Here is a 21,061-nt window from a genome sequence, read left to right as displayed (position 1 = left end):
CGGAGAAACCTCGTCAGTGAGATGCAGGAAGGAAAACGGTTGGAATGGTTGACTCAATGGATAAACAGGAGCGCCAGCAGCACCGGGACCACCAGCCCCAGCCCCACCAGCGGCCAGGTCCCCACGCGCCCGGCCGCATGCAGCTTGAGCAGGAACAGGCCGGTCACGCTGAAGACCAGGCACGCCAGCGCGAACACATCCAGGAACAGGCTCCACGCGGCGCCGGTGTTGCGGCCCTTGTGCAGGTCGTTCAGGTAGGAGATGGCGCCGCGCGTGGTTTTCTCGTACTGGGCTTCGCCGCTGTCGAGTTCCAGGCTGACCCAGGCGTCGCCACCCGGACGCGGCAGCGCCACGTAGATCTCGTCGGCGGACCATTCGGCCTCGCGCCCGCTGGCGTCGATGTCCAGCGCCTGCGCCAGCCAGTCGGCCAGCACCGGCGGCACCGGCGCCTTCTTTTCACGCGCCTGGGCATCGCCCGCCGGCGCTTCGGCTCGCACCTGGTCGAGCACACGCGTGGGCATGGTGGCGTGACGCGTCTCGACCGCGGGCCTGGCCTCGATTTGTGCGGCGTGGTTGAGCGTGAAGCCGGTGACGGCAAACAGCAGCATCCCGATCAGGCAGATCGCGGAACTGATCCAGTGCCACTGGTGGAGATGCTTGAGCCAGAAGGCACGGCGCTGCTGGCCGGAGGCCGGCTGGGTTTCGGTCATTGCGGTTGGTCGGCGGGCGCAGCCCAAGTGGTGGCCCGGTCTTGCCTTGTGTACGGATAGCTGTAGCGCCCCTTGTGCGCGTCACACGGCGCTCAGGTGTGCCATTGTCTGCACAATGGCTGGCGGAAGAGAGAAGGATAATCGTTCGCATTTGAAATCGCAAACGGTTCGGGGTGGGCGCTGGATTACAGCGCGTTACAACGTGAAGCAGCGGGACGGATCACTTGTCCGCGGCGCTCCGATTCGCTGGAAGAGATGTGCAATGCACAAGCCCGACGGCACATGCAAGCCAATCAACCACATCACCCGAAGGGGTGAAATTCCCCGGTCAAGTTAGTTGCCTCCTGCGCCGTTAAGGCGATGACTCACACGCATGCGACAGGCGCCACCGATGCATGACGCCGCCGGCGTGTCGCCGACAAGAAACGCGCAGTGCGCGGAATATGGAGGAGTGGAAGCAATGCTGCACAACCTGAGCCTGAAGAAGAAGCTGTTATTGCCGCTGGTGCTGAGCTGGATCTGCCTGCTCGGCATCACGCTGTGGAACGCGTGGCAGATCCGCACGCTACGCATGGAAGAGCGGCGCCTGGACCTGGCCCACGTCACCGACACGGCATTCTCGGTGGTGGCCGAGTACGAGGCGCTGGCCAAGGCCGGCAAGCTGACGCAGGACGAGGCCAGGAAGCAGGCCATCGAGCGCGTGCGCGCGATGCGCTTCGGCAGCGATGGCTATTTCACGCTGATGCGCTCGGACACCGTGGTGCTGATGCATCCGTTCAAGCCGGAGATGAACGGCAAGGCCATGGAAGGCACCAGGGACCCCAACGGCGTCTACCTGTTCCGCGACATCGCCGAGATCGGCAAAGGGCCTGGCAAGGGCTTCGTCGAATACCTGTGGCCCAAGCCCGGCGCCGAAGCGCCGCAGCCCAAGCTGAGCTACGTGGCCAACTTCCGCCCGTGGGACTGGAACTTCATCGCGGGCCTGTACCTGGACGACATCGAGGCGGCGTTCCGCGCCGAGCTGATGAAGGCGTTCGGCATCCTGCTGGGGGTTGGCCTGCTGATGTCGCTGGTGATGGTGCGCGTGGCCGCCAGCCTGCAGCGCCAGCTGGGCGGCGAGCCCGCCACCACGGCGCACATCGCCGCGCGCATTGCCGAAGGCGACCTCGGCAGCCAGGTCGAGGTGCGCCCCGGCGACGAGCACAGCGTCCTCTATGCGATGCAGCGCATGCAGGCGCGCCTGACCGGCGCGATCGGCAGCATCCGCGGCTCGGCCGATTCGATCGCGGGCGCGGCCAAGCAGATCGCCGCGGGCAACGCCGACCTGTCGCGCCGCAGCGAAGAACAGGCCGCGTCGCTGCAGGAAACCGCCGCCAGCATGGAGCAGCTCACCAGCACCGTGCGCCAGAGCGCCGAGAACGCGCGCCAGGCCAGCCACCTGGCCGAAGGCGCATCGGACATCGCCGTGCGCGGCGGCACCATTGTCAGCCAGGTGGTGGACACCATGGGCGAGATCAAGAACGCCTCGGGCAAGGTGGTCGACATCATCGGCGTGATCGAGGGCATTGCCTTCCAGACCAACATCCTCGCGCTCAACGCGGCAGTGGAAGCGGCGCGGGCCGGCGACCAGGGCCGCGGCTTCGCGGTGGTGGCCGGCGAGGTGCGCACGCTGGCACAGCGCAGCGCCACCGCGGCCAAGGAGATCAAGGCGCTGATCGGCAACTCGGCGCAGCGCGTTGACGACGGCGCGGTGCTGGTGGAAAGCGCGGGCAAGGCCATGGACGAGATCGTCGGCGCGGTCAAGCGCGTGACCGACCTGATGGCCGAGATGCGCGCGGCCACCGAGGAGCAGACCGGCGGCATCGAGCAGGTCAACCAGGCGGTGTCGCAGATGGACCAGATGGCGCAGCAGAACGCCGCGCTGGTGGAAGAAGCCGCGGCCGCCGCCGCCTCGCTGGAAGACCAGGCCGACGCGCTGCATCACGCGGTCGGCCAGTTCCGGCTGGCGCAGGCTTGACGGCAGCGCCGCCGCTTGTCACTTGGGCGTCATACGCACCAGACTGCTGCGTGTATCATGAAGCGCAGCCGGCCGCCCCATGCGGTCGGCATGGACTCTGACCACTACCGGGAGAGCGCATCATGATGGCATTCATTGGCACCGTGTTCGTTGGCCTGATCGTCGGCCTGATCGCCAGGGCGGTCAAACCCGGCGACGACAAGATGGGCTGGATCATGACCATCGTCCTGGGCGTGCTGGGCTCGCTGGCTGCCGGCTACGTCGGCCGCGCCATGGGCTGGTACCAGCCGGGCCAGCCGGCCGGGTGGATCGCGTCGGTGCTTGGCGCGATCGTGCTGCTGGTGATCTACGGCATGGTCCGGCGCAAGGGCTGACTGGCGCGGCGCACGCCAACGGCATCGTTGGCGTCGGCCAGGTCCGGTACCTCGGGCGCGGCAGGCGCCTGCGGTACCGCGGCAGCATCGGGCTTGCCGCTGCGCGCCGGCGCCTGGAGACCCTGGGCCAGCGCGGCGCCAGGCACGGCATCGGCCGGCGCGGCCATGGTGGGCACGCGCGGCGTACGCAGCCCGGGCGCAGCATCGCGGCAGCGCAGCAGCGCGCGGTCGCCACCCGGCGCCATCGCCGACACCTGCGGCGCGATCGCCCGCAGGACCCGCACCGCCAGCGCGCTGGTAAAGCTGTAGCGCGCCGCATAGGGTTCTCTCACATTGACCACCACGGTGCCGAAGAAGCGCTCGCCCAGCGTGAACACAAAGGTGGCCGAGCGGTTCACCGAGCGCGACGAAATCAGCCGCCCACCCGGCCCGTAGACCTGGTAGCGCTGGTCGCCGGTGCCGGTCTTGCCCGCCACCGCCAGCGTGGCGCCATCACGCCCCGGCACCGTGAAGGCGCCGCGAATCGACTTGGCAGTGCCGCGCTCCACCACGTCCAGCATCGAGCGCCGTGCCAGCTCTGCCACCTCGGCCGGCAAGACCCGCTTGCCCGGGCCCGGCTGCAGCACGTAGCGCGTGGCGTACGGCGTGCCGTCGGCAAACGCCAGGCTGCGCACCGCCGTGTTCTGCGTGACCACGCCGCCCGCCAGCAGGATGCCGGCCAGCTCCGCCAGCGCGGCCGGCCGGTCGCCCGCGGCACCGATGGCGCTGCCGTACGACGGTGTCAGGGAATCGAACGGATAGCCCAGCCGCTGCCAGCGCCGCGCAATCCGCGTGAAGGCATCTTGCTCCAGCAGCGTGCGGATGCGGTTGTCCTGGCCGGCCTTGCTGCGCGTGCGGAACAGCCATTTGTACACTTCCTGGCGCTCGGCGGTGCTGGCCTTCAGGATCTCTGCCAGGGTCGCGTCGGGGTGCTGGTCGAGGTACTCCACCATCCACAGTTCCAGCGGATGCACCCGTGACAGGTAGCCCCGGTCGTTCAGGTTGAACTTGTCCTTGCCGTACTTGCGGTACAGCGCACTCAGGTCTTCGCCGGCCAGCTGCTTGTCGCCCAGGCGGGCGCGCATGATGCGGATGTAGCTGTCCTCGTCCAGCTGCGGCCGCGCGCTCAGCAGTGTCACCGACATGCGCACCGCGTTCAGGTGCGGCGTAGTCATGCGCACGCGGCCCAGCAGCGTGGTCAGGCGCAGCTCAGAACTCTTGCCGCGGTAGCGCTGGTAAAAGTTCGTCATGTAGGCGCTGCCCTCCTGGTCGGCAAAGCGCTCCAGGTAGGCGCGCCGGCCGGGCGCGTCGCGGTCATCGAAGAGCTCGCCAATGTCCGGGCTGGCGTGGAAGGTCTCGTAGCGCACGATGTCGCGCATCATGCGGATGAAGACCAGGTTGACCGAGTGCTGGAATGCGGTCCGCACCGTCAGGTTGCGCATGCCCGATTCACGCTCGAAGTTGGTGAAGCTCTGCAGGCCGCCGCCGGTGTAGAAGGCTTCGCCGGCGCCGCCCGAGTACTTGCGCTCCATGGCGGCCTCGAGCATGGCCATCAGCTCGCGCTCGGCGGGCTTGCGCGCCTTCAGCAAGTATTCGACCGCCCAGTGGCTGAGCGCATCCTGGCGTGCCAGCGGCACCGCGGCCAGCTGGGCGCTGGTCATGCCGGCGTAGCGTGCGTGCAGCTCGCTGATGATCTCCAGGTAGGTCACCAGCGTGCGCAGCTTGGCAGTGGAACCCAGGTTCAGGCGCGCGCCGCTGTTGATATCAAAGGGCTGGTCGATATTGTCGGCCTGGATCCGCACCACGCTGGCATTGCCCACGCGCTCATACAGCGTGAAGCTCGTCATCAGCTTCGACGGATCGTCGTGGTCGCGCAGCAGGTTGTGGCCGTACAGGCCCATGGCGCGCGCATCGGCCTTGTTGTTCACGCGCTGCAGGGTCTCGGTGACGATGCGCTGCGCCTCGCGGTTAACGGTGCTGTCCACGCTCAGGTCGAGCCGGTCCATGTCGTAGCGGCTCTCCACCCCCGTCAGCCGGGTGATATCGGCGCGCACCCGGTTGACGGCCTTGCGCGTGACAAAGGGCTCCTGCGGCGGGCTCTGGGGTGGCGCGGCCTTGTCCAGCGGCTGCGCCAGCGCCGCGTCGCGCAGCTCGGCGGTGATGACATTGTTGGCCGCCAGCAGGCGCAGGTAGCTGCCGGTCAGCGCATCCAGGTTGGTGTCGTCGCGGCGCAGGTGGTAGGACGGGCGGCGCTGCGAGATGATCAGCGACAGCGCGCGCTTGAAGGCCTGCGCCTGGCGCGGATCGGGCGCGCGCTGGTCCAGTTCCTTGAGCAGCCGGTTGACCTCGCCGAAGTCCTCGCCATACCAGACCCAGAGCCCATCGCCGATGCCGTTGATCTCGCCGAAGCCGGCGCGCGCCGACAGCGGCACCGTGTTCAGGTAGTCGACCACGATGCGCTCGCGCGCGCGCTGGGTGTCGGGGCCGTCCAGGTAGGCACGCAGCGACGCCGACGCCATCTGGCGGAATTTCTCGGGGATCGATGCGGTGCGGCCTTCGGGCGAGTGCCGGTATTTCTCGATCTGCGTGGCCAGCGTGCTGCCGCCGGGCGCGTCATGCGACTTGTCGGCAAGCCGGATCACCTGGTCAAGCACCGCGCGCGACAGCCGGCGCCAGTCCAGCGCCGGGTTCATATTGGGGTATTCCGGGTTGAGCAGGCCCTGGTTCTCGACATAGAGCAAGGCGCTCACCAGCAGTGGCGGCACCGCGCCGAAGTCCGGGTACTGGCGCTGCGGATAACGCTCGAACGCCAGCGTCAGCCCGTTGCAGTCGCGCAGCAGCAGGCCCGCCTGGTTTTTCTCGCGGTAGGGCGTGAACAGGCCTTCGTCGATCAGCCGCACCATGTCGGGCGACATGCGCGCCTGTTCGGCAGGAACGTAGCCGCGCTGCTCCAGCCGCTGCGCGAACAGCGGCATCCGGCCGTAGCCCATGCGGGCGTCATAGGGCCCGGAATGCGGGAAACGGATGCTGTCGCTGGCGCCCGGCTGGATCTCGAATGTCAGTCGCTGCCCCAGGCTGCCGATCAGCCGCGCCTGCAAGTGCGAGTTGCGCACTTCGCTTGCGACAAAGCTGTACACGACATAGGCGCCCCCACCAAGGGCGACCGCCAAGCCAGCGAAGATCCAGCCACGACGCGACACGTTTGGGCTTCCCTGTTGGGCCGATGCAGCGCGCAGGCGCTGCCATGCACCGGCTCGAAGCGCTATGTTCTCGCGGCGCGCGCACGCCGCGCGCCGCCTGTCTTGATATTAGTAGGAGTAAAGGCAGCCTGCAGCAAGCGCGCGCGCGGGCATCGTGCCGTTGCATACAGGCATCACTCCAGGCAGCGCCTGCGCCACATTGCGCCCCTGTCCGAAAGGGTCATCAGGCTGCCTGCGCGCGTGCCACGGGCCGCCCCCCCAACGGGTAACCCGGGTCGTTGTAGCCATGCGTCGAGGCATGACCCGGCGACACCAGCGCATCGACCATCGATTCTTCCTCGCGTGTGATGACGGCACCGGGAGCGCCCAGATAGTCCTCGAATTGCGCCAGCGTGCGCGGACCGGCAATGACCGACGAGATGATCGGGTTGGCCAGCACCCACGCCGTGGCGAACTGGCCCGGCGTCAGCCCGCGCCCTTCGGCATGGACCTTGAGCTGCTGTGCGATCACCAGCGATTCTTCGCGGAACTCGGTTTCCATCATGCGGCGGTCGGCGCGGCCGGCGCGCGTGCCCTCGCCCGGTGCCTGCCCGGGTGCGTACTTGCCGGTCAGCACGCCGCGCGCCACCGGGCTGTAGGGCACCACGCCCAGCCCGTAGTGCTCGCATGCCGGCAGGATCTCCACCTCCGGCATCCGGTTCAGCAGGTTGTAGTAGGGCTGGCACGCCACCGGGCGCGGCACGCCCAGCTCGCCGCACAGCCGTGCGATCTCCGCGATGCGCCAGCCGCGGAAGTTCGACACCGCCCAGTAGCGGATCTTGCCGCTGCGCACCAGGTCGCCCATCGCCCGCACCGCCTCTTCCAGGTTCGCGCCGGGATAGTCGCGGTGCAGGTAGAGAATGTCGATGTAGTCCGTCGCCAGCCGGTGCAGGCTGTCCTCCACCGCGCGCAAGATCCAGGTCCGCGAATAGTGGCCGTGATTGGGCGCCGCCTGCATCGCGTTGCCCAGCTTGGTGGCAAGCACCCAGTCGTGGCGGCTGGCGGTCAGCAGGCGCCCGACCATCTGCTCCGACGCGCCCTTGGTATACACGTCGGCGGTGTCGATGAAGTTCACGCCGTGGTCGCGCGCGCTGGCAACGATGCGGGCGGCTTCGGCCTCATCGGTCTGGTCGGCGAACATCATGGTGCCCAGGCAGAGTGCCGAAACGCGCAGGTTGCTGGCGCCGAGGCGGCGGTAAGGCATGGTGGTGGCGGGCATGGTGGCTCCTTGGGATGGGGTGGGATGGCGTCGGGGTGGTGAAAGCACAGGGCACAGGCGGAAACGGCAGGCTGTGACCACGGTTCCACATTTTGCCGCGAGTCGGCGTGGCTTGCTGGCCCCCTGCCGGTGTCCGTGCGGCCCATCGGGTATCCAGCCCGGGAGAATTGGTTTCAATATGTTGCAGGCCGGCCAACGGGAGCCAATTTGCAGTCATATTCTTGCGTTTGCCGCGTGAGGATGACGCTTTGCGCTACCCTCGCGGCCTCCATGCAATAGAAGAAAAGAATCGAATCTTATGAAAACGGAAACCACGGATGTCGTTATCATCGGCGCAGGGCCCGCGGGCTCGGTCGCGGCCGGCTTGCTGCGCAAGCATGGGATTCCGGTGCTGGTGATCGAGAAGGAAACCTTCCCGCGCTTTTCCATCGGCGAAAGCCTGCTGCCGCAGAGCATGGCCTACATCGAAGAGGCAGGCATGCTGCGCGCGGTGGTGGAAGCGGGCTTCCAGTACAAGAACGGCGCCGCCTTCTCGCGCGGCGACCGGCAGACCGCCTTCGACTTCCGCGAGAAGTTCTCGCCGGGCTGGGGCACCACCTACCAGGTGCAGCGCGCGCGCTTTGACGACGTGCTGATCCGCGAGGCGGCGCGCCAGGGCGCCGAGGTGCGCTTCTCGCACCTGGTCGAGGACGTCGACGTCAGCGGCGCGCAGCCTGAGGTGACCGTGCGTGCGCCGGACGGCAGCCGGTACACCGTGCGCGCGAAGTTCCTGCTCGATGCCTCCGGCTTTGGCCGCATCCTGCCGCGCCTGCTGCAGCTGGAATCGCCGTCGGGCTTCCCGGTGCGCAGCGCGCTCTTCACCCACGTGGAAGACCGCATCGCGCCAGGCGCCTTTGACCGCAACAAGATCCTGATCAGCGTGCATCCGCAACACCCGGACGTCTGGTACTGGACCATCCCGTTCTCGGATGGCCGCTGCTCGCAGGGCGTGGTTGCCGAGAAGGCATTCCTGGACCGCTACACCGGCACCGAGACCGAACGGCTGCGGGCGCTGGTGGCCGAGGAACCCGGCCTGGCAAAGCTGCTTGGCAACGCGCAGTGGGACACCCCGGCGCGCCAGATCGCCGGCTATTCGGCCAATGTGAAGTCACTGTGGGGCAACGGCTATGCACTGCTCGGCAATGCCGGGGAGTTCCTCGACCCGGTGTTCTCGTCCGGCGTGACCATCGCCTTCAAGTCGGCCAGCCTGGCAGCGCAATGCCTGCTGCGCCAGCTTGCCGGCAACACCGTGGACTGGGACAAGGACTTCGCCCAGCCGCTCAAGGCCGGCGTGGACTGCTTCCGCGTTTTTGTCGAAGCCTGGTACGAGGGCCGCTTCCAGCAGTTGATCTTCCATCCCAATGCCAACTCCGAAATCCGCGACATGATCTCGTCGATCCTGGCCGGCTACGCGTGGGACCGCAGCAACCCCTTCGTGGCCGAGCCACGCCGCCGGCTGGCGGTGCTGGAAGAATTCTGCCGCGTATGATGCGCCGCATCCGCGTGCGTTCCGCTTTCGCGCGCGCAGAGGACTCTTTTCAAGGACACCAGGTATGACCAATCCGACCGTGCTGGTTACGGGATCGTCGCGCGGCATCGGGCGCGCCATCGCCCTGCGGCTGGCCCGCGACGGCTATGACGTGGTGGTGCATTGCCGCTCGCGCCGCGACGAAGCCGACTCGGTCGCCGACGCGGTGCGCGCCTGCGGCCGCAAAGCCCGCGTGTTGTGCTTCGACGTGGCCAGGCGCGAGGAAGCCGCGGCCGCGCTGCTGGCCGATATCGCCGCCCATGACTGCTACTACGGCGTGGTATGCAACGCCGGCCTGGCGCGCGACGCGGCCTTCCCGGCCATGAGCGGCGCCGAGTGGGACGAGGTGGTGCACACCAACCTCGACGCCTTCTACAACGTGCTCAACCCGGTGGTGATGCCGATGGTGCAGCGGCGCCAGCCCGGGCGCATCGTCACGCTGTCGTCGGTCTCGGGCCAGGTGGGCAACCGCGGCCAGACCAACTACAGCGCGGCCAAGGCCGGCATCATCGGCGCCACCAAGGCGCTGGCGATCGAACTTGCCAAACGCGCCATCACGGTCAACTGCGTGGCGCCCGGCCTGATCGACACCGACATGGTCGAGCAGCACGTGCGCGACGAGGCGCTGCGCATGATCCCGGCGCGGCGGCTCGGCACGCCCGACGAAGTGGCCGCGACCGTGGCCTTCCTGATGTCGCCCGACGCCGGCTATATCACGCGCCAGGTGATCTCGGTCAACGGGGGCATGTTCGGATGAAGCGCGTCGTCGCCAGCGTGGCCCCATGAACGGGGTCAGCATCTTCTTCCTGCAAGCGATGCTGGTGGTCGCCCTGCCCTACCTGCTATGGCGTGGTGCCGGCCTGCGCTCGGTGTTTCCGCTGGTCGGCGTGCAGGTGCTGGCCGGCATCGTGCTGGGGCCGTCGGTGTTCGGGCAGCTGGCGCCGCAGGGCTGGACCGCGCTGTTCGGCCCCGATCGCCTGCCGATGCTGTCCGGCCTGCAGTGGCTGGCGGTGACGCTGTTCTGCTTCCTGACCGGCCTGCACCTGCGCGAAGACAGCGTGCCTGCGCACTGGCGCGCGACCCTGCAGATCTCGCTGGGCAGCATTGCGGCGCCGTTCGCGCTGGGGGCCGCTGCCGGCTGGTGGATGACCACGGCCGGCTGGCCGGTCGCGGGGGAACTGGCCAGCCCCTCCTGGTTTGCCTGCGCCATGGGCATCTGCACCGCCGTCACGGCGCTGCCGGTGCTGGGTGCGCTGCTGCGCGAAATGCGCCTGACCGGCACCCGCCTGGGCCAGCTGGCCTTGCGCTGCGCGGCCGTCAACGATGCCTGGGTGTGGCTGTTCCTGACCCTGGTGCTGCTGCAGCATGGCGGCCAGGACGGCGCCAGCGGCCTCACCGTGGCGGCCCGCGCCGGTGCCTACCTGGGGTTCATGTTCCTGGCGGTGCGCCCCGCGCTGGCATGGCTGCTGCGCCGCCGCGCGCCGGAGACCGAGCTGCTGCTGGCGATGGCGCTGTTCCTGGTGCTGGCCTCGGCATTCCTGGGCGAACTGGCCGGGCTGCACCATGTGATGGGCGGCTTCGTCGCCGGGCTGGTATGGCCCGCGCGCGAAGCGCAGCGCGTGCGCCAGCAGCTCGAACCGGTCACGGTGGTGGTGCTGCTGCCCTTCTTCTTCCTCGCCGCCGGACTGCGCACCGAGATCTCGCTGGATAATCCGATGACACTGTGGATCGCGTTGCTGTCGCTGGTCATCGCGATCACCGGCAAGATGGCCGGCGTGGCGCTGCCCGCGCGCCGCGCCGGCATGGGCTGGCGCGAATCGCTGGCGCTGGGCACGCTGCTGCAGACCAAGGGCCTGGTCGAGGTGGTGGTGCTGACCGTGCTGCTGGACGCGCGCATCATCAGCACCGCGGCGTTTTCCGGGCTGCTGCTGATGGCGCTGGCCAGCACGCTGCTGGCGCGGCCGTTGACGATGCTGGTGGCGCGGGGCCGGTCGCATTAAGCGCCATCCGGCCGCTCACACCGGGGTCAATCCCGGCAACCCTGCAATCGCCTGCGCCAGGTAGTCCAGCAACAGCCGCACCCGCTCCGGCTGGTAGCGCCGCGACGGATAGACCAGGAAGGCTTCCTGCGCCGGACCGCTCCAGCGTGGCAACACGCGCTGCAGGGCGCCGCTGTCGAGCAGGTCCTGCACCAGCCATGCCGGGGTCATGCCAAAGCCGGCGCCGGCCAGGAAGCTCTCGCGCATCGCCAGCGAGTTGTTGACACGGTAGCGGCAGGGCGCGCTGACCGGCGCCTGCCCGCCGGGCCCGTCGAGCACGATCTCGTCGCCGGCGGCCAGCCAGGTGAAGCGCAGGATCTGGTGCCGCGCCAGGTCGGCCGGCTGCCGGATGCGCGGATGGCGTGCGAGGTAATCCGGCGAGGCCACCAGCAGCCGCGGCGACACCGCGATGCGGCGCGCGACCACGTTGGGCGGCAGCGAGGCGCCGAGGCGCACCGCGATGTCGACGCCCTCCTCCACCAGGTCGACGAAGCGGTCGTCGAACAGCAACTCCACCTCCACCCCCGGATAGCGCTGCTGGAACGCCAGCACCAGCGCATTGAGCCGCAGCACGCCGAAGCTGGCCGGCGCGCTGACACGCACCCGCCCGGCCGGCTGCCCGGACATGCCACGCGCATCGCTGACCGCCTCGCCGTATTCATCCAGCACGCGGCGCGCGCGCTCATGGAAGCGCCGCCCCGCCTCGGTCGGCGACAGGCTGGTGGTGCTGCGCTCCAGCAGCCGCACGCCCATCTCTTTCTCCAGCGCAGCCACGACCTTGCTGATGGTCGGCTGGGTCGACTGCTGCTCGCGCGCCACCGCCGACAGGCTGCCCAGCTCCACGGCGCGCACGAAGACCTGCATTGCCCTGATGGTGTCCATGCCGTTCCTTGTGTGCCGACTCATTCCATCATGGCATGAGCGATATGCCATTCTGCCCGCTACCTGTCATTTCCGGAATGCCCTACCTTTGGCGTCATCCCGGCACCAACGCCGGTCCACGAACCGAGGCAAACCCAATGCTCCGCATTCCCCGCATCCTGCGCCGCCTGACTGCGCTGACGTTCTCCGCCACCATCGCCAGCACCGCGGCGCTGGCCAGCCCCTTGCAGGACCCGGCCTGGCTGACCAGCTGGATGGCAAGCCAGCAGCCGGTGTGGCAGCCCGGCGCCCAGCCGCTGCCGACTGGCGTGCCCGCGGTGCTGTCCGGCCAGACGCTGCGCCAGGTGGTACGGCTCAGCGTGGGCGGCAAGCGCGTGCGCGTGGTGCTGTCCAACCCTTACGGCCGCCACCCGGTCGCGGTCGGCGCGGCGCAACTCGCGCGCCATGCCGGCAGTGGCAGCATCGATGCGGCGGGCAGCCGCGCGGTGACGTTCGGCGGCAGCGCGTCGGTGATCATCCCGGCTGGCCAGTCCGTGGCAAGCGATCCGGTCGCCTTCGACGCCCCCGCACTGGGCGAACTGGCACTCAGCCTCTACCTGCCGCAACCGACAGCGATCGAGTCGTTCCATTGGGATGGGCGCCAGACCGCGTGGCTCGCGGCCGGCAATGCGACTACGCGGGCCATGCTGCCTGCGCCGCAGTGGTTCAGCGCGCGCATCCTGCTCAGCGAGGTGCAGGTCGATGCGCCCGGGCATGCCGGCGCCGTGGTGGCCATCGGCGATTCGATCACCGAGGGCAACGGCTCAACCCCCGACACCAACCGCCGCTGGCCCGACGTGCTGGCACAGCGTGCGGCCGGCAACGGCGTGGCTGTGCTCAATGCCGGCATCTCCGGCGGCCGGCTGCTGCGCGATGGCATGGGGGAGTCCGCGCTGGCGCGGCTGGATCGCGACGTACTGAGCCAGCCGCATGTGCGCACCGTGATCGCGGCGATCGGCATCAACGATATCGCCTGGCCGGGCTCCACCTTTGCACCGGGCGATGCGGTGCCGCAGGCCGCCGCGCTGATCGAGGGCTACCGCCGCCTGATCGCGCGCGCCCACGCGCGCGGCGTGCGCGTGATCGGCGCCACCATCACGCCGTTTGCGGGGGCGCTGCGCGATACGCCGATCCGCGGCTATGACAGCCCGGGCAAGGAAGCGGTGCGGCTGGCGGTCAACGACTGGATCCGCAACGGCGGCGCGTTCGATGGGGTGGTGGACTTCGACGCCGCGGTGCGCGATCCCGCGCGCCCGCAGGCGCTGCTGCCGGCGTTCGACAGCGGCGACCACCTGCATCCCGGCGACGCGGGCTATCGCGCCATGGCGGCGCAGATCGATGCGGCGCTGCCTGAGCTTGCCCGTCAGTCCCGGTCCGGCGCACCCGGTGGAAAGAGCGGGCGGTAGGGCCGCGCCTCGTCCACCGCGCGCGCGAACGATGGCCGCGCCAGCAGCCGGTTGCGATAAGCGCGCACATTGGCGCGCGCATCCGGGATGGGATGCACCCAGTCCGCATAGAACAGCGACGGCGCGGCAGCGCAATCGGCCAGCGTGAAGGCGCCGCCCGCGGCCCATTCCCGGCCGGCCAGCGTTGGCTCAAGCCAGGCATAGGCTGAGTCAAGCAGCTTGCGCGCCTCGGCCACGCCATAGGCATCGCGGTGCTCCGCCGGGCGCAGGTAGTCGGCCACGATGCGTTGCATCGGCGTCATCACGTACTGGTCGAAGAAGCGGTCGAGCATGCGCACTTCCAGCGCGGCGTCGGGCGAATCCGGCAGCCAGCGCACGGGGCCGCGGTGATGCTGGTCCAGGTAGTCGATGATGATGCTCGACTCGAGCACCGTGCGGCTGCCGTCGACCAGCACCGGCATGCGCCTGAGCGGCCATAGCCTGGCGAGTTCGTCCATGTTCTGCGCGTGTTCTGGCGACAGCATCCGGAATTCGAAGGGGATGGCGTTCTCGTACAGCGCAACCAGGACCTTCTGGCAATAGGACGAAAACGGGTGGGCGTATAGCTCCATCGTGGTCTCCGGTGGTGATCTTCGGTGGTGGTCGGCGCGCGACTACTGCTGCGCCGCAAAGCGATCGGTTGCGGCAATCAGCTGGTCCATGATGCCCGGCTCGGTCCACGCATGGCCGGCGCCTTCGATCAGGTGGAAATCGGCCGTGGGCCACGCCTGGTGCAGCGCATAGGCATAGCGCACCGGGCACGGCATGTCATAGCGGCCGTGCACGATCACGCCGGGGATGTCGGCCAGCTTGTGCGCGTCGCGCAGCAGCTGCCCGTCTTCCAGCCAGCAGCGATGCGTGAAATAGTGGTTCTCCAGCCGCGCGAACGCCAGCGCGAAGTGCCCGTCGTCATGCTTGGCGCTGTTGCCGGCGTCCGGCAACAGCGTGATGGTCTCGCCTTCCCAAACGCTCCATGCGCGTGCCGCTTCCACCTGCTTGTCCTGGTCGTCACCGGTCAGCAGCTTGCGGTACGCGGCCATCATGTTGCCCCGCTCGGCCTCGGGCACCGGCGCCTGGAAACGCGCCCACTTGTCGGGAAACATCTCGGACACGCCGTATTGGTAGTACCAGTCCAGCTCCGCCTGCGACACCGTGTAGATGCCACGCAGCACCAGCTCGCTGACGCGCTGCGGGTGCTTCTGCGCATAGGCCAGCGCCAGCGTCGAGCCCCATGAGCCGCCGAACACCAGCCAGCGCTCCACGCCGGCCAGATCGCGCAGGCGCTCGATATCGTCGACCAGGTGCCAGGTGGTGTTGGCCTCCAGCCCCGCATGCGGCGTCGAACGCCCGCAGCCGCGCTGGTCGAACAGCAGCACGTCATAGCGCGCCGGATCGAACAGCCGCCGGTGGTCCGCAGAGATCCCGCCACCGGGCCCGCCGTGCAGGAACACCGCCGGCTTGGCGCCGGGTGTGCCCACGCGCTCGTAGTAGATGACATGCCCGTCGCCGGCATCCAGCGTGCCGGTTTCATAGGGCTCGATTTCGGGATAGAGGGTGCGCAAGGCGGGCATGGATATGGTCTACGGAGATCGGGAGCCACAGTGTACGCCGGAGGGAACTGCAAACAAGTAGCCCGCCCCCTAACCGGCAAACACCGCCTTCACCCAGTCCCTCAGCAACCGCGTGGCGGGACGCTCCGCGGCGCGCTCGCTGTAGACAAGGTCATAGCGGAAGCTCTCCAGCGTAAGCCCGAAGGGCTGCACCAGCACGCCCGAGGCCAGCTCTTCCGCGACCAGCGTCAGGCTGAGCAGGCCGACTCCCTGCCCCGCGATGGTCGCCTGCACGGCGTGGATCTCGTCGGTAAAGCTGAGGCCAGCCTGTGGATCGGTGACCTCGACGCCGGCGTGCGCCAGCCACTGGCGCCATACCGGCGCGCGCTCGTCATCGCGCGCGCCGGCGCCCCATTCAAAGTGCACCAGCGTGGCGTGCTTCAGGTCTTGCACGCTGGCCAGCTTCAGGCCGGGGCTGCAGACCGGCGCAAACCGGTCGCGGAACAACGGCTCGACCACCAGGCCGGGATAGCTGCCGCTGCCGTAGCGGATGGCAGCGTCCGCATCGTGGTCCAGGTCGACGATCTGGTCCGACGCATCCAGGCGCAGCGTCCAGTCAGGGTAGGCCGCGCGGAACTGGCCGGCGCACGGTGCCAGGCGCCTGGCCATGAAGGCAACGGTCGACGTCAGCGTGGCAACGTTGGCCTGTCCGCTGCGCTGCACCGCCAGCACGGCGCGCTCCATCCCGTCCAGGCCGTCCCGCACCGCGGGAAACAACTGATGCCCGGCGGGCGTCAGGCGCACCTTGCGGGTCTGGCGCTCGAACAGCTTCACGCCAAGGCTCTCTTCCAGCAACCGGATCTGGTGGCTGACCGCCGTCGGCGTGACGTGCAGTTCGTCCGCCGCGTGCTTGAAGCTGGCGCGCCGGGCGGCGGCTTCAAAGGTGCGCAGGGCACCCAGTGGCGGCAGTTTGCGCAAGCTTCCTCCTTAGATGAGATGCATTCATGTGTCGACTGAAAAGCAACCATTTGTCGCGGCCTGATCCCGCTCCGATACTTGACCCATCGGATCGGCCATCCAGGCGATCAGGTGAATTCTACTAAACCATCTACCGGAGTCAGCAATGCTGCTGGAACAAGTCCACACCCAACCCGACCCCTATGCTCCCTATCTGCTTTCGCAAGCCATCCGGGCCGGCGGCTTCCTCTTCGTCTCCGGCCAGGCCGGGGTCGGCGACGATGGCGCCATCGTGGGCCGTGACGACTTCGATGCCCAGGCCGAGCAGGCGTTCAGCAACCTCAGGCGCGCGCTGCAGGCGGGCGGCTCGGGGCTGGACCGCGTGGTGAAGGTGACGATCTTCCTGACCTCGATGGCACACTTCCCGAAGATCGTCGAACTGCGCCGCAAGTGGTTCTCTGCCCCCTATCCGGCCGACACCATCGTCGAGGTCTCGGCGCTCTACTCGCCGGACGCGAAGATCGAGATCGAAGCCATCGCCCTGGCCGCAGAGGCTGCGCGATGACCACGCCCGCCACCCCATCGCTGTTCGATACGCTGGCGCTGAACGGCGTGCCGCTGCGCAACCGGCTCGCGGTGGCGCCGATGACGCGCATCAGCGCCACCGCCGCAGGCGTCCCCACCGAGGCCATGACGCGCTACTACGCAGGCTTTGCCCGCGGCGGCTTTGGCCTCATCGTCACGGAGGGCATCTATACCGACCGTGCCTATGCCCAGGGCTATGCCGGCCAGCCCGGTTTGACGGATGCGCAGCAAGTGGCCGCGTGGCGCCAGGTGGTTGCCGCGGTCCACCAGCAGGGCGGGCGCATCGTGGCCCAGCTGATGCACGCCGGTGCGCTGTCGCAAGCCAACCGCTTCCGCGACCACACGGTCGGACCCTCGGCGGTGCAGCCCAAGGGGCAGCAGATGACCGTGTATGCCGGCAAGGGTCCATACCGGATGCCGCGCGCCATGGAAGAGGCGGACATCCTGCAGGCCATCGAAGGCTTTGCGCAGGCCGCCCGGCTGGCCCGTGACGCGGGTTTCGACGGCGTTGAAATCCACGGTGCCAATGGCTATCTGCTGGATCAGTTCCTGACGGGCTATACGAATCAACGCCAGGACGCGTGGGGCGGCAGCATCGCGCAGCGCATGCGCCTGCCGCTGGAAACCGTCCGCGCGGTGCGCGTTGCCGTGGGGGCGGTCTTTCCCGTCGGCATGCGCATCTCGCAAGGCAAGGTCAATGATTTCGTCCACAAGTGGCCGGAAGGCGCGGAGGGCGCGGCCGCCGTTTTCTCCGCGCTCGCGGCGAGCACCGTGGACTACCTCCACGTGACGGAGCACGAAGCATGGCAGCCCGCCTTCGCGGACCACGGCGCGACGCTGGTGCAGCTTGCACGCCGTGCCGCACCCGGGCTCGCGATCGTGGCCAACGGCAGCCTGCATGAGCCATCGCGCGCTGCCAGCCTGCTGGACGATGGCGCGACGCTGGTCGCGCTCGGACGCGGCGCCCTTGCGAATCCGGACTGGCCGGTGCTGGTGCGCGAGGGACAGCCGGTGCGGCCGTTCGATGCGGCCGTTCTCGCGCCGCTGGGCAATATCAAGGATGCCGAACTAGCGCTGCGCGAAGCACGCCGCCCAGCGGTCACGCCGGGCTGACGGTCGCAACCGCCACGGCCTCCACCTCGACCTTCAGCCCGAAATGCAGCGGGCCGGTGGGCACCACGGCCCTGGCCGGCCGGGCCTCGCCGGCCCATGCGGCGTAGATCGCGTTGAAGGCGGGCCAGTTGTCCATCGTGTCCACGTAGACGCGCACCTGTACCAGCGCCTCGATGCTGCTGCCGGCGGCAAGCAGTGCGGCCTCGACGTTGGCCAGCGCCTGTTGCGCCTGTGCAGCGAACGTCGCGTCGACCAGCTTGCGTCCGTCCGGTGCAATCGGCAACTGGCCGGAGATAAAGACCAAGCCGCCGGCAGCGGCGGCATGGCTGTAGTGGCCGCCTGGTGCGGCGAGCGAAGCGGGACTGACTGTGCGTACCGCGCCGTGTTCATCGTTGAGCTTACCAGCCATGCAGACGGCTCCATTCGGTGGCCGCGCCATCCTCGGCAATGGCGTGGTAGGTGGGAAACTGCGCCCCGGTGGCGCAGGCGTGATTGGGCAGGATGCGCAGCATCGTGCCGACGGGCAAGCGTGCGGTGATATCCGGATCAGGCGTGCCTTCGCGCGAGAGGATGCCATGCTCCTGGTTGGCGCCGCTAAGGACGTAACCGGGCATGACGGTGCCGTCGATGGCGCAGGCCTGGCCGTAGCCGAAGTCGTGCTTGTGCTTCTGCGTGCCGCGGTCGCGGCTCATGGCCATCCAGCCGGCATCGACGATGGCCCAGCCCTTTTCCGGCTGATGCCCGATCACGGTGGTCAGCACGCTCAGCGCCACCTCGTCTTCGGTGCAGACGCCGACATTGCGCATGACCAGGTCGAAGAATACATAGACCCCCGCGCGCACCTCGGTCACGCCTTCCAGGCTGGCTGCCGACAGCGCGGTCGGGGTCGAGCCCACGCTGACCTCCGGGCACGGCAGGCCCGCCGCGCGCAGCCGCGTGGCGGCGCGCACGCAGCCGGCACGCTCTTGCTCGGCCATGGCCGCAAGCGCCGCGGGCGTGTCCAGGTCATAGCTGGAGCCGGCGTGCGTCATCACCCCGCCCAGGCGCACATCGCCATCATGCAGGATGCGCGCCACGTCGATCAGCGCGGGGGCGTCGGGGCGGACGCCGGAGCGGTGGCCATCGGTATCGATTTCGATCCAGACCTCGAACGCCTCGCGGTGTTCGTTGCAGAAGGCGACGATGGCGCGCGCGGACTCCACGCTGTCGGTCACGATCTTGAGATCGCAGCCGCGGCGGCGCAGCGCCAGCGCCTGGGGCAGCTTGCTCGCCACCATGCCCACGCCGTAGAGGATGTCGGTGATGCCGGCGTCGAAGAAGTGCGCGGCTTCCTTCAGCGTGGAGACGGTGATGCCGCTTGCGCCCGCATCGATCTGCGCGCGCACGACCGGCGTGCATTTGCTGGTCTTGGCATGCGGGCGGAAGCGCACGCCGAGCGCATCCATGCGCGCCTGCATGCGGTGGATATTGCGCAGCATGCGCGGGGTGTCGATCACTGCCGCAGGCGTTTCCAGGCTGCGCAGCGTGGCGGAGGAATCAAGCATGTTGTCGTTGGTGATGGTTGGTTCAGGAGGGCGCGGCCCGCTTCAGTCGGCAAACTGCCCCTTGGCCTTCAGGGCGGGCACGTCATCGCGCAGGCCGCGCGAGATCAGGCCGGAGACCACGCCCGGACCCATCGCGCCGGCGGCAGGCAAGTCAACCCCGACCGCCTGCATCTGACGGCGCAACTGGGGATCTGCCGCGGCGACGGTCATGGCGGCGTTGAGCCGCGTGACGACGGCATCCGGCGTGCCTTTGGGCACGAACAGCGCATTCCATGAGCGCAGGTCAAGCGGATAGCCCGATTCCCTGGCCGTGGCGACCGCTGGCAGTGGCTTCAGGCGCTCGCCTGACAGCACCGCCAGCGCCTTGATCTTGCCACCGGCCAGCTGCGGCAGCGCCGTGGTGGTCTGGTCGCACATGAAGTCGACCTGGCCGCCCATCAGGTCGCTGATGGCGGGCGCCACGCCGCGGTAAGGCACATGCGTGACCTTCTGCTTCATCGCCGCCAGCAGCATCACGCAGCCGTAGTGCGAGACCGAGCCCACGCCCGCGCTGCCGTACGAAGCCTGGTCGCCGCGGCGGGCCAGCCAGGCGCTGAACTCCTGCAGGTTGCTGGCTGGCAGATCGGCACGAGCGATCAGCAGGAGCGGCGCCGAACCCGCCAGGCCGATGGGGCGGAAGTCCGCCACCGGGTCATAGGGCAGCTTCTTGTACAAGGCGACGTTGGCCACATGCGTGCCGATAGTGCCCAGGCCCAGCGTATAGCCGTTGGGCTCGGCCTTGGCCACCTTGCCCAGGCCGACGGTGCCGCCCGCGCCGGAGAGGTTCTCGATCACCACTTGCTGGCCGAGTTCGTCGCCCATCTGCCTGGCGAAGCCGCGCGCCAGCGCGTCACTGGGCCCGCCTGCGGGGAATGGCACCACCAGGGTGATCGGCCGTGCCGGGAAGGCCTCGCCCTGTGCCATCGCGTGCGTGGCCATGGCCAGCGCCGCGGCGGCGGCCAGCCGGCGCAGCAGGCGCGGGGAAATTGCAGAAGGCTTGCAGGTCATGGCAAAGCTCCTCAGCGCGTGCCGGCATGGAAGGACCGCAACCATGGCAGTGCCGGCGCCAGCGTCGACGACTCGGCCTCAGGCGCAGGCGCGCCGCCGGGCAGGGCCAGGCCGACGCGGTTGTGCCAGTAGGTGCGCAGCCCGACGGCGGAGGTGCCGAACATGTCGTAGCCGGAGCCCGCGACAAACGCGGCATCCTCAGCACGCACGTCGAGCTTCTGCAGCGCAAGCCGGTAGGGACGCGGATCCGGTTTGTAGAAGCCGGCCGCTTCGGAAGTGATGACCACATCCCGGTCGATCCCCAGCAGGGCCGCGGCGCGCCGGCCCAGGCGCTCGGAACAGTTGGTCACCACCGCCAGGCGGCAATGCGGCCGCAGCGCCTGCAGCAGTTCGCGGGCACCGTCCCAGGGCGGCAGTTCGTCCCAATGCGCTTCCAGCGCGTCCGGGGCGCCGGGAGGCAGGCCGACCCGCGCGGCGGCCTCGCCCACCAGCTGCTCGTAGCCCACATAGGCGCCGCAGCCGTAGGTGAGCTTCAGGTACTCGGCGCGCCAGGCACGGCCCTGGGCCTCGGAGCCGGCCGCGGCATTCCAGACGGTCCAGGAGTCCAGCAGGGCGGTCAGCAGGTCGAACAGCACGGCGCGGGGCCAGGCGGGGGCGGTGGATGAGGCAAGTGTGTCCATGGCGTCCTTTGCGGG

The 21,061-nt window shown here is 68.8% G+C and carries 19 protein-coding genes; 8 read left to right on the top strand and 11 right to left on the bottom strand.

Annotation, left to right across the window (positions count from 1 at the left end; genetic code table 11):
• Positions 1–53: 53 nt before the first annotated feature.
• Positions 54–710, bottom strand: a complete 657-nt coding sequence (locus AC3WLF_RS06650) for a PepSY-associated TM helix domain-containing protein (RefSeq protein ID WP_492319443.1) — start codon at positions 708–710, stop codon at positions 54–56.
• 460 nt (positions 711–1,170) lie between these two features.
• Between AC3WLF_RS06650 and AC3WLF_RS06645 the strand changes: the two genes are divergently transcribed.
• Both AC3WLF_RS06645 and AC3WLF_RS06640 read left to right on the top strand, forming a co-directional pair.
• Positions 1,171–2,727, top strand: a complete 1,557-nt coding sequence (locus AC3WLF_RS06645) for a methyl-accepting chemotaxis protein (RefSeq protein ID WP_492340393.1) — start codon at positions 1,171–1,173, stop codon at positions 2,725–2,727.
• Positions 2,728–2,849: 122 nt separating this feature from the next.
• Positions 2,850–3,101 carry a GlsB/YeaQ/YmgE family stress response membrane protein gene (locus tag AC3WLF_RS06640; protein WP_492319441.1) on the top strand — a complete coding sequence of 84 codons (252 nt, stop codon included), beginning with the start codon at positions 2,850–2,852 and terminating at the stop codon, positions 3,099–3,101.
• Here AC3WLF_RS06640 and AC3WLF_RS06635 read toward each other — a convergent pair.
• Positions 3,074–6,340, bottom strand: a complete 3,267-nt coding sequence (locus AC3WLF_RS06635; RefSeq protein ID WP_492357971.1) for a transglycosylase domain-containing protein — start codon at positions 6,338–6,340, stop codon at positions 3,074–3,076. The genes AC3WLF_RS06640 and AC3WLF_RS06635 overlap by 28 nt on opposite strands.
• A gap of 223 nt (positions 6,341–6,563) precedes the next feature.
• Positions 6,564–7,598, bottom strand: a complete 1,035-nt coding sequence (locus AC3WLF_RS06630; protein ID WP_492357970.1) for an aldo/keto reductase — start codon at positions 7,596–7,598, stop codon at positions 6,564–6,566.
• Between the two features lie 298 nt (positions 7,599–7,896).
• On the opposite strand from AC3WLF_RS06630, the gene AC3WLF_RS06625 reads away from it, so the two are divergent.
• The 3 genes from AC3WLF_RS06625 to AC3WLF_RS06615 all read left to right on the top strand — a co-directional run bounded on the left by AC3WLF_RS06625 (position 7,897) and on the right by AC3WLF_RS06615 (position 11,165).
• Positions 7,897–9,126 carry an NAD(P)/FAD-dependent oxidoreductase gene (locus AC3WLF_RS06625; RefSeq protein ID WP_492357969.1) on the top strand — a complete coding sequence of 410 codons (1,230 nt, stop codon included), beginning with the start codon at positions 7,897–7,899 and terminating at the stop codon, positions 9,124–9,126.
• Between the two features lie 64 nt (positions 9,127–9,190).
• On the top strand, positions 9,191–9,922 hold the full coding sequence (gene fabG, locus AC3WLF_RS06620) for a 3-oxoacyl-ACP reductase FabG (RefSeq protein WP_492355879.1): 732 nt from the start codon (positions 9,191–9,193) through the stop codon (positions 9,920–9,922).
• A gap of 25 nt (positions 9,923–9,947) precedes the next feature.
• The gene (locus tag AC3WLF_RS06615) at positions 9,948–11,165 is read left to right on the top strand and encodes a cation:proton antiporter (RefSeq protein ID WP_492357968.1); all 1,218 of its coding nucleotides are present in this window, start codon (positions 9,948–9,950) and stop codon (positions 11,163–11,165) included.
• Positions 11,166–11,180: 15 nt separating this feature from the next.
• Here AC3WLF_RS06615 and AC3WLF_RS06610 read toward each other — a convergent pair whose 3' ends face one another.
• Positions 11,181–12,086: a LysR family transcriptional regulator gene (locus tag AC3WLF_RS06610; protein WP_492319436.1), complete on the bottom strand. Its 906-nt coding sequence runs from the start codon at positions 12,084–12,086 to the stop codon at positions 11,181–11,183.
• A gap of 137 nt (positions 12,087–12,223) precedes the next feature.
• Between AC3WLF_RS06610 and AC3WLF_RS06605 the strand changes: the two genes are divergently transcribed.
• On the top strand, positions 12,224–13,531 hold the full coding sequence (locus AC3WLF_RS06605) for an SGNH/GDSL hydrolase family protein (protein WP_492357967.1): 1,308 nt from the start codon (positions 12,224–12,226) through the stop codon (positions 13,529–13,531).
• On the opposite strand, the gene AC3WLF_RS06600 is transcribed toward AC3WLF_RS06605, so the two are convergent.
• The 3 genes from AC3WLF_RS06600 to AC3WLF_RS06590 form a co-directional block, all read right to left on the bottom strand.
• Positions 13,489–14,142, bottom strand: coding sequence for a glutathione S-transferase family protein (locus tag AC3WLF_RS06600; RefSeq protein WP_492319434.1), 654 nt, complete (start codon positions 14,140–14,142; stop codon positions 13,489–13,491). The two genes, AC3WLF_RS06605 and AC3WLF_RS06600, sit on opposite strands and share 43 nt — an antisense overlap.
• 42 nt (positions 14,143–14,184) lie before the next feature.
• The gene (pip, locus tag AC3WLF_RS06595; protein WP_492319433.1) at positions 14,185–15,141 is read right to left on the bottom strand and encodes a prolyl aminopeptidase; all 957 of its coding nucleotides are present in this window, start codon (positions 15,139–15,141) and stop codon (positions 14,185–14,187) included.
• Positions 15,142–15,210: 69 nt separating this feature from the next.
• Positions 15,211–16,098, bottom strand: a complete 888-nt coding sequence (locus AC3WLF_RS06590; protein WP_492352424.1) for a LysR substrate-binding domain-containing protein — start codon at positions 16,096–16,098, stop codon at positions 15,211–15,213.
• Between the two features lie 145 nt (positions 16,099–16,243).
• Between AC3WLF_RS06590 and AC3WLF_RS06585 the strand changes: the two genes are divergently transcribed.
• Positions 16,244–16,642 (top strand): RidA family protein, encoded by a 399-nt coding sequence (locus AC3WLF_RS06585; RefSeq protein ID WP_492319431.1) that lies wholly within the window; start codon positions 16,244–16,246, stop codon positions 16,640–16,642.
• Positions 16,639–17,775 carry an NADH:flavin oxidoreductase gene (locus AC3WLF_RS06580; RefSeq protein WP_492319430.1) on the top strand — a complete coding sequence of 379 codons (1,137 nt, stop codon included), beginning with the start codon at positions 16,639–16,641 and terminating at the stop codon, positions 17,773–17,775. Before AC3WLF_RS06585 ends, AC3WLF_RS06580 begins: the two co-directional genes overlap by 4 nt.
• Here AC3WLF_RS06580 and AC3WLF_RS06575 read toward each other — a convergent pair.
• From AC3WLF_RS06575 to AC3WLF_RS06560, 4 genes are read right to left on the bottom strand one after another with little or no spacing between them, the layout of a single operon-like run.
• Positions 17,762–18,184 carry a RidA family protein gene (locus tag AC3WLF_RS06575; RefSeq protein ID WP_492319429.1) on the bottom strand — a complete coding sequence of 141 codons (423 nt, stop codon included), beginning with the start codon at positions 18,182–18,184 and terminating at the stop codon, positions 17,762–17,764. The two genes, AC3WLF_RS06580 and AC3WLF_RS06575, sit on opposite strands and share 14 nt — an antisense overlap.
• Positions 18,174–19,319 (bottom strand): DSD1 family PLP-dependent enzyme, encoded by a 1,146-nt coding sequence (locus AC3WLF_RS06570; RefSeq protein ID WP_492355875.1) that lies wholly within the window; start codon positions 19,317–19,319, stop codon positions 18,174–18,176. Before AC3WLF_RS06570 ends, AC3WLF_RS06575 begins: the two co-directional genes overlap by 11 nt.
• A gap of 42 nt (positions 19,320–19,361) precedes the next feature.
• Complete coding sequence (locus tag AC3WLF_RS06565; RefSeq protein ID WP_492357966.1) at positions 19,362–20,366, bottom strand: tripartite tricarboxylate transporter substrate-binding protein; 1,005 nt, start codon at positions 20,364–20,366, stop codon at positions 19,362–19,364.
• A gap of 11 nt (positions 20,367–20,377) precedes the next feature.
• Positions 20,378–21,046, bottom strand: a complete 669-nt coding sequence (locus AC3WLF_RS06560; protein WP_492319426.1) for an HAD family hydrolase — start codon at positions 21,044–21,046, stop codon at positions 20,378–20,380.
• Positions 21,047–21,061 lie beyond the last annotated feature (15 nt).

The organism is Cupriavidus sp. FW306-01-F10A (assembly GCF_058782785.1).
This window is presented reverse-complemented; position numbering and strand designations above follow the sequence as displayed.

Excerpts from the sequence above, each read along its gene's own strand:
- AC3WLF_RS06650 (WP_492319443.1), bottom strand. The coding sequence starts at position 710 with ATGACCGAAACCCAGCCGGCCTCCGGCCAGCAGCGCCGTGCCTTCTGG.
- AC3WLF_RS06645 (WP_492340393.1), top strand. The coding sequence starts at position 1,171 with ATGCTGCACAACCTGAGCCTGAAGAAGAAGCTGTTATTGCCGCTGGTG.
- AC3WLF_RS06640 (WP_492319441.1), top strand. The coding sequence starts at position 2,850 with ATGATGGCATTCATTGGCACCGTGTTCGTTGGCCTGATCGTCGGCCTG.
- AC3WLF_RS06630 (WP_492357970.1), bottom strand. The coding sequence starts at position 7,598 with ATGCCCGCCACCACCATGCCTTACCGCCGCCTCGGCGCCAGCAACCTG.
- AC3WLF_RS06625 (WP_492357969.1), top strand. The coding sequence starts at position 7,897 with ATGAAAACGGAAACCACGGATGTCGTTATCATCGGCGCAGGGCCCGCG.
- fabG (WP_492355879.1), top strand. The coding sequence starts at position 9,191 with ATGACCAATCCGACCGTGCTGGTTACGGGATCGTCGCGCGGCATCGGG.
- AC3WLF_RS06615 (WP_492357968.1), top strand. The coding sequence starts at position 9,948 with ATGAACGGGGTCAGCATCTTCTTCCTGCAAGCGATGCTGGTGGTCGCC.
- AC3WLF_RS06610 (WP_492319436.1), bottom strand. The coding sequence starts at position 12,086 with ATGGACACCATCAGGGCAATGCAGGTCTTCGTGCGCGCCGTGGAGCTG.
- AC3WLF_RS06605 (WP_492357967.1), top strand. The coding sequence starts at position 12,224 with ATGCTCCGCATTCCCCGCATCCTGCGCCGCCTGACTGCGCTGACGTTC.
- AC3WLF_RS06600 (WP_492319434.1), bottom strand. The coding sequence starts at position 14,142 with ATGGAGCTATACGCCCACCCGTTTTCGTCCTATTGCCAGAAGGTCCTG.
- pip (WP_492319433.1), bottom strand. The coding sequence starts at position 15,141 with ATGCCCGCCTTGCGCACCCTCTATCCCGAAATCGAGCCCTATGAAACC.
- AC3WLF_RS06585 (WP_492319431.1), top strand. The coding sequence starts at position 16,244 with ATGCTGCTGGAACAAGTCCACACCCAACCCGACCCCTATGCTCCCTAT.
- AC3WLF_RS06580 (WP_492319430.1), top strand. The coding sequence starts at position 16,639 with ATGACCACGCCCGCCACCCCATCGCTGTTCGATACGCTGGCGCTGAAC.
- AC3WLF_RS06575 (WP_492319429.1), bottom strand. The coding sequence starts at position 18,184 with ATGGCTGGTAAGCTCAACGATGAACACGGCGCGGTACGCACAGTCAGT.
- AC3WLF_RS06570 (WP_492355875.1), bottom strand. The coding sequence starts at position 19,319 with ATGCTTGATTCCTCCGCCACGCTGCGCAGCCTGGAAACGCCTGCGGCA.
- AC3WLF_RS06565 (WP_492357966.1), bottom strand. The coding sequence starts at position 20,366 with ATGACCTGCAAGCCTTCTGCAATTTCCCCGCGCCTGCTGCGCCGGCTG.
- AC3WLF_RS06560 (WP_492319426.1), bottom strand. The coding sequence starts at position 21,046 with ATGGACACACTTGCCTCATCCACCGCCCCCGCCTGGCCCCGCGCCGTG.